Source organism: Methylomarinum sp. Ch1-1, assembly GCF_030717995.2.
In the GTDB taxonomy this organism is placed as follows: Bacteria; Pseudomonadota; Gammaproteobacteria; order Methylococcales; family Methylomonadaceae; genus Methylomarinum; species Methylomarinum roseum.
Window position 1 is genome coordinate 209,893 of sequence record NZ_CP157743.1, and the last position, 13,438, is coordinate 223,330.

The 13,438-nt window shown below is 52.8% G+C and carries 14 protein-coding genes; all 14 read right to left on the minus strand.

Features of this window, described 5'->3' with window-relative positions:
• Positions 1-110: 110 nt before the first annotated feature.
• Positions 111-944: an EcsC family protein gene (locus Q9L42_RS01275; RefSeq protein WP_305906427.1), complete on the minus strand. Its 834-nt coding sequence runs from the start codon at positions 942-944 to the stop codon at positions 111-113.
• Positions 944-1,774, minus strand: a complete 831-nt coding sequence (locus Q9L42_RS01280) for a sulfite exporter TauE/SafE family protein (protein WP_305906426.1) — start codon at positions 1,772-1,774, stop codon at positions 944-946. The genes Q9L42_RS01275 and Q9L42_RS01280 overlap by 1 nt, the downstream gene beginning before the upstream one ends.
• Before the next feature lie 8 nt (positions 1,775-1,782).
• Complete coding sequence (locus Q9L42_RS01285; RefSeq protein ID WP_349431763.1) at positions 1,783-4,233, minus strand: heavy metal translocating P-type ATPase; 2,451 nt, start codon at positions 4,231-4,233, stop codon at positions 1,783-1,785.
• 69 nt (positions 4,234-4,302) lie between these two features.
• Positions 4,303-4,920, minus strand: a complete 618-nt coding sequence (locus Q9L42_RS01290; RefSeq protein ID WP_305906425.1) for a hypothetical protein — start codon at positions 4,918-4,920, stop codon at positions 4,303-4,305.
• A gap of 116 nt (positions 4,921-5,036) precedes the next feature.
• A complete protein-coding gene (locus Q9L42_RS01295) occupies positions 5,037-5,378 on the minus strand; it encodes a hypothetical protein (RefSeq protein WP_305906424.1) in 342 nt (113 codons plus the stop codon).
• A gap of 114 nt (positions 5,379-5,492) precedes the next feature.
• A complete protein-coding gene (locus tag Q9L42_RS01300) occupies positions 5,493-5,678 on the minus strand; it encodes a heavy metal translocating P-type ATPase metal-binding domain-containing protein (RefSeq protein WP_349431764.1) in 186 nt (61 codons plus the stop codon).
• A gap of 77 nt (positions 5,679-5,755) precedes the next feature.
• Positions 5,756-6,004, minus strand: coding sequence for a hypothetical protein (locus Q9L42_RS01305; protein ID WP_305906422.1), 249 nt, complete (start codon positions 6,002-6,004; stop codon positions 5,756-5,758).
• A 253-nt stretch (positions 6,005-6,257) separates the two neighbouring features.
• Positions 6,258-6,650 carry a 30S ribosomal protein S9 gene (gene rpsI, locus Q9L42_RS01310; RefSeq protein WP_305910122.1) on the minus strand — a complete coding sequence of 131 codons (393 nt, stop codon included), beginning with the start codon at positions 6,648-6,650 and terminating at the stop codon, positions 6,258-6,260.
• A 10-nt stretch (positions 6,651-6,660) separates the two neighbouring features.
• Complete coding sequence (gene rplM, locus Q9L42_RS01315) at positions 6,661-7,089, minus strand: 50S ribosomal protein L13 (RefSeq protein ID WP_305906421.1); 429 nt, start codon at positions 7,087-7,089, stop codon at positions 6,661-6,663.
• A 76-nt stretch (positions 7,090-7,165) separates the two neighbouring features.
• On the minus strand, positions 7,166-8,530 hold the full coding sequence (locus Q9L42_RS01320) for a sigma-54-dependent transcriptional regulator (RefSeq protein ID WP_305906420.1): 1,365 nt from the start codon (positions 8,528-8,530) through the stop codon (positions 7,166-7,168).
• 18 nt (positions 8,531-8,548) lie between these two features.
• The gene (locus tag Q9L42_RS01325; RefSeq protein ID WP_305910121.1) at positions 8,549-10,690 is read right to left on the minus strand and encodes a sensor histidine kinase; all 2,142 of its coding nucleotides are present in this window, start codon (positions 10,688-10,690) and stop codon (positions 8,549-8,551) included.
• Positions 10,672-11,232: a DUF4390 domain-containing protein gene (locus Q9L42_RS01330; RefSeq protein ID WP_305906419.1), complete on the minus strand. Its 561-nt coding sequence runs from the start codon at positions 11,230-11,232 to the stop codon at positions 10,672-10,674. The genes Q9L42_RS01325 and Q9L42_RS01330 overlap by 19 nt, the downstream gene beginning before the upstream one ends.
• Positions 11,207-12,502: a 16S rRNA (cytosine(967)-C(5))-methyltransferase RsmB gene (gene rsmB / locus Q9L42_RS01335; protein WP_305906418.1), complete on the minus strand. Its 1,296-nt coding sequence runs from the start codon at positions 12,500-12,502 to the stop codon at positions 11,207-11,209. The genes Q9L42_RS01330 and rsmB overlap by 26 nt, the downstream gene beginning before the upstream one ends.
• Positions 12,499-13,425 carry a methionyl-tRNA formyltransferase gene (fmt, locus tag Q9L42_RS01340; protein WP_305906417.1) on the minus strand — a complete coding sequence of 309 codons (927 nt, stop codon included), beginning with the start codon at positions 13,423-13,425 and terminating at the stop codon, positions 12,499-12,501. Before fmt ends, rsmB begins: the two co-directional genes overlap by 4 nt.
• Positions 13,426-13,438: the final 13 nt, after the last annotated feature.

Sequence of the window (13,438 nt, forward strand, 5' to 3'; positions counted from 1 at the left end):
CCTTACATAGAAAATTCGTACCTTCAAATCGTTGTCGGCGCATCAGCGCTTTCAATTTGAGAACCATTTTCCACACCGTAACTTAATCACGGCTTAACGGCGATGCTACGTCAAGGTGCAGCCAATTCTGCGGTCGACCATTTTTTCCGCTGACGGCTGACGTTTTCCTTGACGATGCGGATATACATGTCCTTTACGATATCCTTGCCATAGCGTTTTTCCAGCCGGCGCACGCTAAAATGCGCCTTGGCCATTTGCTGGTAATGCTCCATGAACAGCAAATTGACCGATGCGCCGCCAACCGCACCGATAGCCGGCAAGGTCTGGGCGGCCAATTTTTCCGAGACCGGGATGCTGAAACGACTGGCGACGGCATTGACCAGCTTCACCAGCGCCGGTGCGCCCTCTTTGGAAAAGCCGTGCACCGCGATGTGATTGGTGGTGTCACCTATCGCCTTGCTGAGAAAGGAGCGCACCGCATAATAGCTGGTATCGGCGCTTTCCTGATTATTTGCGGAGCCGCCGCTGAGGGCGAAAACCGTCAAACAAGCCATTTTCGTGTCCAGGTCGGCCAGATCTTCACCGTGACTGCGGGCGATGTCGGCAATGGACCGCAGCATCAGCGTGGCCGAGATCGGCAGTTCCACCGCCAGCGCGGTAATGCCGAACGAACCGCCGATTGCGCCGCTGACGCCGGCTATCAGCTTATGGGTTTTATTAGCCGGCTTTCTCGGAAGCGGTTTCAGCGAATACAAGGCGCCGTCCAGGGCTTTTTCCAGCGCGGTGCGGGTGATTCTGGAGACCACGGTAGACCAATGCCCCGGCAAGGCGGCCAGCGCTTTTTCGATCGGTATGCCCATAAAATGGCTGATGCGGGTCGCGATATTTGTCGACTCCAGCCGCTGCGCCGCCACAGCCAATTCAACAAGATCGGCCCGTTGCATTACATCCCCTGAATATTACTCATCATCGAGTTAATATAGTCGATCATTTCGCCAAGAAAAACAATGCTTTCATCGATAGACTCCTTCAGCGCATGCAAAAAGGTGCGATGTTTAAAATCTTCTTCGGTATAAAAGCTGAGACCGCTATAAAAGGTATTCAGCCCCATAAAAATCATGATCAAGGCCGCGCACTTCAGCATGATGCCGCGAACCTTCGCCCCCAACTTACCAAAGGCCACACTGACCAGCAACATCGTGGGCAAGGTTCCGGCGCCGAAAGCCAACATCAATGCCCCGCCTTCAACGACGCTTAACGCCGAGGTCGCCTTGACCGCCATCGCAAAGGTCAGCGGACAAGGCATCAAGCCATTCAGAAAGCCGGCGATCATCGCGCCCAGCACCGGCCCCTTGTTGCGCGCGGAAGCATAGCCTTTGCGCAGCATATTCATCGGAATCAACCTAAACGAGCCTTGCCATGGAATCCAACCCAAAATACCCAGCGCCAGGATGATGACGACGGTGCCGATCACCATTTGCAGAATACTTTGGATTTTACCGAACATGCCGCTGGACACCAGCACGAAACCTAAGGCCGCAGCCGCGAAACCTATCATCGTATAAACAAAAATGCGGGTCAGTTGATAGGCAAAATAAGGAAGATAGGAGCGAGTCTTGCCGACATTCATGAAATAGCCGGAAACCAATGCCCCGCACATCCCCAGACAATGCCCGCTGCCCAAAACGCCGGCGACGAATGCCAGCGTATAATCGAATCCGGCGGCGGACGCCATATCGTGCATGGCATGCATGTCATGCGTAGTATGATCCATTAAATGACCTATTTTTTACTTAATCTTAATGAATTGACGATGACAGAAACCGAACTGAGCGCCATCGCCGCCGAAGCCACCATCGGGTTCAAGCGCCCCATCGCCGCGACCGGTATCGCGACGGTATTGTAGCCGAACGCCCAAAACAGGTTCTGCTTGATAATGTTGATCGTGTCGGCGCTGAGTGCGATGGTGTCGGTGACCCGGGATATATCGCCTTGCACCAGCGTCAGGTCGGCCGATTCGATGGCGATGTCAGTTCCGCTGCCGATGGCGAAGCCGACATCGGCAGCGGCCAGCGCCGGCGCATCGTTGATGCCGTCACCGATCATACCGACCTTTTTTCCTTGCTGTTGCAACGAGCGAATGATGGCCAGTTTTTCATCAGGCTTGGCATTGGCGACCACCTGATCGATGCCGACTTTCGCGGCAATATAATGCGCCGTTTTTTCGGTATCGCCGGTCACCATCAGCGTCTCGACACCCAGTTTATGCAGACGCCCGATCGCATCGACCGCCTCCACCCTAGGCTTGTCGGCGATGCCGAACACCGCCGCCTGTTTGCCGTTGACGGCCATGAACACCGGCGTTTTACCCTGCTCGGAAAAATGTCCGGCCCGCTCCAGCAATGCGCCAACATCGATCTGCCGGTCTTCCATCCAGGTCAGATTTCCCAGCAACAGCTTTCGACCATCCACTTCGGCTTCGATGCCGCGCCCGGTTTCGCTGTAAAAATGGCTGCTCTCTTTCAACCTGATCTCACGATCACGGGCATAATCGACGATGGCTCTGGCCAGAAAGTGTTCGGAATTATGTTCCGCCGAGGCCGCCAGCATGATGATTTTTTCCTCGCCCAGACGCGATACTTTCAATAGATCGCTGACCTTCGGCTTGCCTTCGGTAATCGTTCCGGTTTTATCGAAAACGATGGCGTCCAGCTTGGTCGCCACTTCCAGGCTTTCGCCGTTGCGGATATAAACGCCCTTCTTCGCCGCCTGGCCGGTGCCGACCATGATCGCAGCCGGCGTAGCCAAACCCAACGCACAGGGGCAGGCGATCAACAACACGGTGATCGCATTGCCGAAGGCCGTTGCGAACGGCGCGCCGGCCAAGCCCCATCCGGCAAACGTCAAGCCCGACACCGCCATCACCGACGGCACGAATACCGCGGAAATTCTATCGACCTGCTTCTGTATCGGCAACTTGGTCGCCTGGGCCTGATCAACCATATGAACGATCCCGGCCAGTACCGTATCCATGCCGACCGCGGTCGCCCTGATCTGCAGAACGCCATTACCGTTGACACAGCCGCCGATGACCTGATGACCGCTTTCCTTGACCACCGGCAGGCTTTCGCCGGTCACCATCGCCTCATCGACGGTGGATACGCCGAAAATCACAACGCCGTCGGTGGGGATTTTTTCCCCCGGCCTGATCAGCAACACATCATCGACCTGAACCTCATCGACATCGACATCGATCTCCTCGCCGTCGCGCAATAACGTCGCGGTTTGCGGCTGCAAATCGACCAGTTTGCGGATCGCTTCGCCGGCTTTGCCTCTGGCCCGCTCTTCCAAGTAGCGTCCCAGCAATACGAAGGTGATAATCGCGGCGGCGGCCTCGAAATAAAGATGGCCGCGACGGCGCAGCAAGGCCGGCAGACTATAACCATAGGCCGAACCGACGCCTAGCGCGATCAAGGAGTCCATGTTAGCCGCCCGCTGCTTGGCCAGCTTCCCTGCCTTGACGAAAAATTGTTTGCCGGCGCCGAACACCACCGGCGTGGTCAGCAAAAATTGCAGCCAGTGCGTCCAGCGCGATTTGCTCATCGTCATCGCAATCGCGACGACCGGCAGACTCAAGATTCCAGACCAGATGACTCGTTTTCGGGCCGCCTCGATTCTACGCTGCTCCTTGACGATCAGGCTCTTACGCTGCGACAAGGAATCCATCGAGAACGCGCCATAACCTAAGCATTCGATCCGCGCCGCCACATCCTCCTTGTTCAACTGTCCATGCACGGTCACCGTTTCGGTGGCGAAATTGACGCTGGCCGACTTGATCCTTTCGTCGCGATTCAGCATCATTTCGATCAACAAGGCGCATGAAGCGCAACTCATGCCCTCGACCGCCAAGTCGATTTCCTGCACCGGGCCAGACAAGACCTTTTTTCCACTCTTGATGCTGGCGCTGTTTTTTTGCGCGATATTGCCCAGCACCGCCTCCAACAGTATCAACAGATTTTTCTTCGGCAAGCGGTCGGCGTCGAATTCGATCACCACCGAGCCGATGGCGAAAACCGAGCGCACTTTTTTGATTTCCGGCCTTTTTTTCAACAAAATTTCAAAAATATAGCCTCGCTCGAGATCATTTTTTAATATCGGTGAAACGATGCGGATACGTCTTTTCAGCTGATGAACAAGACGAAAGTTTTGATAATTGGGAGGGATGGCGTCCATAAGAATGTCGATGCTATGACTGGATTCAGAAAAATGCCTCGTCACCGCATGTAACAAGACATTTTCAAGTTATTTCTTCGGTCTTCTGGAACGAATCAACAAGTAAAACATATAAAAAACCGCCATCCATTCGTAGCGATGGACAATCGGCCTGGGAATCCATTCCTGAGTGATCCGCGTCCAGTGCAACTTGATCAAGTAAAGCACCAGGATGTCATTAAAAAAATCGATAATCGCCTTTTCCGGATCCTTGACCAAGGCGTTCGGTTTTTTCAAGCCGAGCTTGGTGATCACCTTTGCCGCTTGCACCGTCTCTTTGGCCTCGCCATATTTTTCATTGGCCCAGCGGCTGACTTTTAGGTTTTTAAACTTCTGCTGCAAACGGCTTTTCAGCGCCGGTTCGACTTTCTGCACGGCCTTGCGCTCGAAATCACCTTGTTTATCCAACTCTGCAATCAGCTGAAAAAGTCGCTTGGCCAGGGCGACAAAATCAATCGCCGCTTCCTGATAGCGTATTGACAATTTCCTCTGGCGCCGAAAAACGGTGACGCCATAGACGCCATCAATCGCCGATATTTTATTCGTCAACTGTTGCGCCAGTTCGACATCAGACAGCTGTTCCGGCCCCTGAAAGCGCACATGCCCTTCGGCTCGGTAGCGAACGATAAACTGTTTTTGGATAGACATAGCAAAACCCGAACAAGAAAAGAAAACGGGCGACACCTGCATCAGGAAATCGCCCGTATTGAATGACACTCTTAAATTGACTGCTCATGAACTAACATGACAGCACAAAACACAAATTAACTTTCTTCTTTGCTTTCCGCCACGATGTCTTCCAGATTTTCTTTTTGATTCAAGACAAAATCCTTGCCGGCATCGACCGCCTTATTGGTGCTAGAGATGATTTCCTTTCTGTATTTATAAACAAAATATCCGGCTACGACACCGAGTCCAAAAACCAGCACGGGGTGTTTTGCAATTTTACTCATTAGCTTTCCTCCGGTATTAGCGGTTGCAGACGCCACCGAACCGATCGCGACCTGTTTCCCCATGGAATGAGCACCGTGATGGCTGTGCGCCCCATGGCTCATTTCATGAGGCTTCATGTTATGCATTGCGTGACTGCCATGTGAATGTTTCATGTCTTTTTCCTTATTGGTAATATCTGACTTAGGCAAATTCTAAGGCCGGGGAAGATACACAGTGTGCGGATAAAAAGCAACCGGGATACCGCAGATTGTTGGGTTTCGCGCCGATTAATCGGACGAAGCGTTTTCTTCAACCTCTTCATCTTCCAAGATATCGCCTTCATGCAACATCTGATAAATTCCCTTGCATCCCTCGCAGCAGAATTTTTTTTCGCCCGCCGTCGTTTTCAGAGAAAAACCTGGCGTTTCTATGGCCAAACCGCACAAATCACATACAGCTTTTTCATCACTCATGAGCCCGCTCTATACTACTTTCGTTCAAAGTGGCTATTATAAAAAAAACCTACCGTTCAAGCTAATGATATTTCCCATCAATGACAGCTAAATCCGGAAGAGGATGCGCCCGAATCATCTCTGGCGCCGAAAGAAGCCCGGCTGGACGCCTTCATCAAAGCGATCCTTAACGCTCCGGTGACGCTCGCTCCCAAGCCCAGACGCATCGCCACGGCCGGCACTAAAATCATTGACGCGACCGCCAGGCCAGTGCCCAGCAATAATGCACCGGTATCGGCGCCTTGTTGCGCCTGCTCACTGACTGGTTTCGTTAGTTCTTGCGCCATAACATACCTCATTAGACAAAGTTAAAAACACCATAATTAATGCAGTAATAATGCCAACTTGTAAGCCATTGATTTTACATGTAATCTAAAAATTACATCTTAGCAAAAAATAAAAATTAAGGAGTTTGCCACACTATTCTTACGGTATTTAACATAGTTTAATAATTTAAAAAACAACGCGCACAAAAAAGGCCGTAGCTTTTCAGCCACAGCCTTTTCCTTAACCGACGATAAATCAGCCCGCCAGACTCGATTAACGTTTCGAGTATTGAGGACGTTTTCTCGCTTTGTGCAAACCCACTTTTTTACGTTCGACAATACGCGCGTCGCGAGTCACATAACCGGCTTTTCTCAACGGAGATCTCAACGTCTCATCGAATTCCATCAGCGCCCGGGCCAGACCGTGACGAATCGCGCCAGCCTGTCCAGAAGGTCCGCTGCCTTTAACGATGACATTGACATCGAAGTCGCCGCTTTTTTCCAGCAATTCCAGAGGTTGTTTTGCGACCATCTCATCGGTTTTACGACCGAAATACTGATCTACTGGTTTGCTATTGATCGTGAATTTACCCGAACCGGTAGTGGCGTAAACACGCGCAACGGCGCTTTTACGACGACCTGTTCCATAATATTGAGCTGCCATAATTCTTACCCGCCTATATTTCTAACGCTTTCGGTTGTTGGGCCTGATGATTGTGTTCAGGACCCGCATAAACTTTCAGTTTCTTGAACATCGCACGTCCTAGAGGATTGCTTGGCAACATCCCCTTAACGGCAGTCATGATAATGCGATCAGGGAAAGTTTTTCTTAATTTACCCAGACTAACGGATTTCAAGTTACCGACATAACCTGTGTGATGATGGTACATCTTGCCATTTTCTTTGTTACCGGTCACGGCAACTTTCTCGGCATTCACGACGATAATGTAATCACCTGTATCGACATGAGGCGTATATTCTGGTTTATGTTTTCCGCGAAGACGTCGTGCAATTTCAGTAGCAAGGCGACCCAATGTCTTTCCTTCTGCATCAATTACGTACCAATCGCGCTTAACTTCTGCGGGCTTTGCACTAAATGTTTTCATCGTTACTTAGTAATCTGTTAAGGCTATCTAAAAGAGCGGGAATTTTACTAAATTATTTTCACTACTTCAAGTTTATTTACAATTTGATCTTCAATGCATGGAGCTTACGATATAAATGCGTACGCTCCATGCCTATCGCCGCGGCCAATTTGGCGACGCTGCCGCCATTTTTTTCGAAATGATATTCCAGATAGGATTTTTCAAAATGCTCCCTGGCTTCCTTTAACGGCAAGTTAAAAAATTCCGGCACCACGCCGGTCAATACAGGCTCTTCGGCAAAAGAGCCCAGCGCATCCTTGACCTCGTCCAGCTCGATGTCGTCGCCGGCACCCAAGATCATCAAACGCTGCACCAGATTCTTCAATTCACGCACATTTCCCGGCCAACTGTAATTGCGCAGATAGTTTTGCGCGGCCATCGAAAATTTTCTGAACGGCAACTTTTCCTGGGCGACAAAATGGTCGACATAGTAATTCAGCAAGCCCGGTACGTCCTCGCTATGTTCACGCAACGGCTGAATTTCCAGGGTGACGACATTGAGCAGATAATACAGATCCTGCCTGAACCGGCCACTGCTCACCTCTTCTTCCAGACTCATCCGGGTCGACGATAACACCCGTACGTCGACGCGCACCGACTCACTGCCGCCGACGCGCAAAAAGGAGCTGGATTCCAGCGCGCTCAACAGTCTTGCCTGTGTTTCCTGATCCATGCCGGATATTTCGCCTAAAAACAGCGTTCCGCCATGGGCCTGCTCCAGCAGACCGCGATAAATTTTACCGCCACCATCCTCGCGACCGAAAAATTCGACCGCCGAATTTTCCGGTGCGATACTGCCGACCGAGACATCGACAAACGGGCCATCGCGGCGTGCGCTGTTATTATGCAGATAGCGGGCATACATCTCCTTGCCCACGCCTGCCTCGCCGACAAACAATACCCGGGCATCATGCTGAGCCAGGCGTTTGATCTGATCCTTGGCTCTTTCGACGACGGCGCTCTTACCGATCGGTTCGACGCCCAGCATCAATTGCTGTTTGAGACCGGCGTTTTCTTGCTGCAAATGACTGGCTTCCAAGGCCCGTTCGACCGTCAACAACAATTTCGCCAATGACAGGGGCTTTTCCAGAAAGTCATAGGCTCCCAGCCGAGTCGCCTCCACTGCCGATTCCACCGAGGCATGGCCAGACATCATGATCACAGGACATAAGGCGTCGTCCTCGGCCACCCATTCTTTCAGCAAGGTGATCCCATCGCTATCCGGCATCCAAATATCCAGCAGGATCAGACAAGGCTGACATTCCTGTTTCAGCGCCCTGGCCACCGTGGCGTTTTCAGCCATCGCCACCTGATAGCCCTCGTCTTCGAGAATTTCCGACACTAACTGACGAATATCCTGTTCATCATCGACAACCAATATATAGGGTTCCTGTTTACTCATTACGTATTAATTCCTGAATTAAATGCAAGGCAGCTGAATAATAAATCCCGCGCCCTTATTATAGGCCGCATCAACCCAAATGATGCCACCATGCTCTTCGACAATTTTTTTGACGATGGCCAAACCCAACCCTGTCCCCTTGGCCTTAGTCGTCACATAGGGTTCAAAAACGGTTTGCATTTGCGCCTCGTCCAGGCCATTCCCGATATCATACAACGCCAACTCCACATAATTGGCGTTATTGCGCAACACCTTGGTGACGTTGATATCAATCCGGCCTTCGCCGGCCATCGCCTCTTGAGCGTTTTTAATCAGATTATGCAACACCTGACGCATGCTGTCCGGGTCGACCTCCACGATGACGCTGTCCACGGCAAATGACGTCGCGATTTCGGTGGCCGCCTGCAGGGTATACAAATTCAGCACTTCCTGAATCAGCTCGATCAGATTGATTTTTTTGACTTGTTTTTTGGAAGGCCTGGCATATTCGGCGAAATCATCGACCATCCTCTTCATCGCCTCGACCTGTTGCACGATGGTTCGGGTCGCGCGCTGCAAGATGTCGGCCGAATTGGGCGGTAATTCCTTAGACAACTTATGCTGCAAACGTTCGGCCGACAATTGTATCGGCGTCAACGGATTTTTGATTTCATGGGCCAGACGCCTTGCGACTTCTCCCCAGGCGGCGTTTTTCTGCGCCTGTATCAAGTCGGTGACATCATCGAAAACGACAATCGCCCCGACCCGGCTACCGCTTTGAGTAAACAGCGGCGTGCCGCGACACAACAACTCCTGGCGTCCGCTAGGGCCTAAAAAAGCAATACGCTGTTCCCAAATTTCATCGGCTTTTTCCAGCAAATCCTGTATCGTCTTCAGCAACTCCGCCAACTCGGCATGGGCTTCCGCCAGACTGTTCAGATTATGGCCGACAAAATGACTGACCGGTACATGTAAAATCCGATAGGCCGCCTGGTTGGCGGTGCGAATATAGAAAGTCACATCGAAGCTGATCACGCCGGCCGTCAGATTGGCCAGGATGGTTTCCAGATAGGCTCGCTGACTTTCCACCTCCAGACTGGCCGACCGGGCCTCGTCCCTGGACTGGGATATGCGCCGCGTCATCAAGTTGAACGACTCCACCAAAAACCCCAGATCATCCTGGGCCATGACCGGCAACTGTTGCCGATAATGGCCTTCGGCGACCGCCTGAGTGCCTTTGACCAATTCCTTGACCGGTGCGACGATATTGCGAATGCTGATGAAGGCCAGCCAGATCGCCGCCAATAGACTCAACAACAAAACCAACGACAAAGCCAACGAGAAACTGGTTTTCAACGAATTACGCAAAAAAGTCATTTCCTGATAGCGGACAAAGGCAAACTCGATCGAATCGGCCAGATCGGCGATGCGCACCGGCACGGAAAACAAGGCCTGCAGAAACCGGGGTTCATCGTTGTCTATCGAAACGATAATCCGAATCAGCATGCCATCATCGCGCTCCGACTCGATCGCGAAGTATTGTTTGTTCTGCTTCAACTGCAACCAGACATTATCCTCCGGCAGGTTCGGTAGAATATCACTCGGATTGACACTGCTGGATGCAATCACCCGACCCTGTCCGGAAAAAACCGCCATTTCCACCGCTTCCGCCGCTTCCCGCCAGGGCCCGATTTCCAGCGCCGTCAGGGTGTTCGACTTATCGGCGAGACTGCTCGCGACCAGCCGCGTTTGTTTGATATGCCAGCGCATGCGCTGATCGAGCGATGCCTGACTGAGCTCCAGCGCATCATCCATGGCCCGATCGATCTCTACATTAAACCAGCTGTCTATGCCTTGATGCAGAAATTGCATCGAAAAATAAAACACGATCGCCGCCGGCGTCAGCGCCTGCAACACGAACAGCACCAACATCCGTGTGGTCAACCTGGAACCGGCTTCCTTCTTTTTCAACTGCCGCGCCAGCGAATACAGATTGATCACGATCAAGCAAAACAAAATGATCGAGCCCAGCGTATTGATCACCAATAGCCAGGAATACATTTCGCTCAGTTTTGACGATTCTTGGGTCGCCGAACTCATCAATTGCAGAGACAACAGAATGAGACCGAGCAAGACCAGGACGGAGGCGCTGGCCGGACGTTTTATTTTTGCAAATGCCATATAAACCAATCGCTGGACAAGTCCCATTGCGAGTCAAAATAAGATTCGGGACGTAGAGGAACCGGCAAAAACTCGCGGTCGAATTGAATTTTGATAGCCAGCCGATAGTCGTGTCCATCGCTGCGCCTCAGCCCCATCAAGGGCAGTCGAATCGAGCCCATATAAGCCAATGCCAGCTTTAACGAAGCAAACATTTCAACCCGATCGTCACTCAGGTTTTTAACCATATACTGATTCAACAAGGCCTGATGCTGGATGACAAAGGGAAGCTGTTGCTGATAAAGGGTTCTGTTCCACAACAAGCCTTCCCGCTGCACTTTGACCAACAACTTCCACGACAACGGCACGCCTTTATAGATCGCCGCTTTTGCCGTCGGACTGAGCACATAGACGATATGGGCATTCAGCTCATAGCCGTCGTCCACGTTGAGCACTTCAACGTTCTCGACTCTGGCGGCATAGTCATCGGCCCACAGCAACGCCGGCAGCAACGCCAGCAGCGCAACCCCTGCGGCTTTAGTGACGCTTGCCAAGCTTGGCATAGTAAAAACCGTCCATTTGCTCGCTGCCGGAGATGATCTGCCGACCAAACGGTCGCGCCTGGCCCCAGTCCGCGACTATTTTCAGTTCCGCTGCCTCATCATGCCGCGCCAGAAAAGACTCGATCTGCGCTTCATTTTCCCGTTTCAATACCGAACAGGTTGCATACAACAGCACCCCACCCGGTTTCAACAAGCTCCAGGCGGCATTGAGGATCTTCGCCTGCAGTCGCTGCAATTTGTCGATATCGGATTCGCGTCTGAGCCATTTGATGTCCGGATGCCGCCTGATTACGCCTAATGCCGAACAGGGCGCATCCAACAAAATACGATCGAAGCTACGCCCCTGCGCCCATTGCTCAGGTTGAGCGGCATCGGCAACGCACAGTTCCGCTCGCAATTGCAGGCGCTGAAGATTCTCTTCAACCTTGCTCAGCCGGTTCTGATCGATATCGACCGCCAACAACGTTTTCAGCGCCGGCTCCCGCTCCAGTATCGCCGCCGTCTTTCCGCCCGGCGCCGCGCACATATCCAGCACCGCCTGCCCGGCCTGCAGATCCAATAATTGAGCGGCGAGCTGGGCGGCGCCATCCTGCACCGAAACCCGACCGTCCGCAAATCCGGGCAAGCTGTCCACATTGACGGGGCGCTCCAATACGATCGTCGTCTCACAAAAATCGCCGGCTCGAACCTCTATCTGCTCCGCCGCCAGTTGACGCAGATAATCCTCCCGACTGCCTTGGCGCAGGTTTACCCTCAGCGCCATCGGCGCCGGCTGATTATTCGCCTGCAGCATGGCCTCCGCCTGCGCCGGCCAATCGCGCTGGAATTGCTCTATCATCCATTCAGGGTGGGAAAAACGCGCCTGCCGGTCGGCTTCGAGTCGATGCACAAGCGCCTCTTGATCGCGGATATATTGGCGCAGCACGCCATTGATCAATGATTTGGCCCAGGATTTCTTCTTCGCCGCCGCCACCGTCTCAGAAACGGCGGCATGCTGCTGGACCCGCATCGCATGCAGTTGATATATCCCCAGCAGCAGCAGCATATGGATATCCCGATCCTTGTTCCTGAGCGGCTTGCTTAACAGCTGTCGCAACATGAAATCGAGTCGGTAATAATCTCTACAGACCCCGTAGCAAATGGCTTGAACAAACGCCCTATCCTTGCCGTCCGGAACTTTGTCCAGCTGTGACTCCAAAGCCGCCGTTAAAGACTGACCGTCTTTGAATACCCGCAATAGAATCTGTGCGGCCAGATTGCGCAGATTCATTGTCCGAGTCTGACCCCGTCTACCGCATGCGCATTCATAAAGGCCTGCACATCCATCCGTTTACCGCCCGGCAATTGCACTTCCAGCAGCCTTAGCCAGCCATCGCCGGTCGCCACATCGACCTGCTTGTCATGGCAGCTGACCGTGCCCGCCGGCAATCCTGCTTCGCCGTCGATGACCTCGGCCTTCCAGATACGCAAGGCCTTGCCTTGGTATGAGGTCTGCGCCACCGGCCACGGATTCAGTCCTCGTACTTTCCTGTCCAGTTCAATGGCGCTCTGATTCCAGTCCAATTGCGCTTCGCTTTTCTGCAGTTTTTCCGCATAGGTAACGAGGTTCTCATCCTGTTTCTCGGCGACCACCGCTCCCTGCTCCAGTTGCACCAACACCTTTTGCAAGCCGATGGCGCCCAATGCGGCCAGGCGGTCATGCAAATCGCCGGAAGTATCCTGCGCGGTAATCTCGCAGACTTCTTTATGCAACATATCGCCGGCATCCAACTTCTTAACGACCTGCATGATAGTGATCCCGGTTTCCCGGTCGCCGGCCAGCAGCGCCCGATGAATCGGCGCGGCGCCTCTCCAGCGCGGCAACAGCGAGCCGTGTACATTGATGCAGCCCAGCTTAGGCGTCTCCAACACCGACTGAGGCAGAATGATGCCGTAGGCGACCACGACCATCAAATCGGCGTCGAATGAACGCAGCTGCAGCAAGTCCCGGTCTGTTTTCAAGGTTTCCGGCTGATGCACGGGAATGCCGGCAGCCTGAGCCAGTTGTTTGACCGGGCCGGGCTTCAGCTTGCGTCCCCGACCGGCCGGCCGGTCGGGTTGAGTATAGACGGCGCAGACCTGATGTTCCGAATCGATCAGCATCTGCAAGGTCGGGACCGCGAAATCCGGCGTCCCGGCAAAAATTATTTTCATATCATTCCTTGTT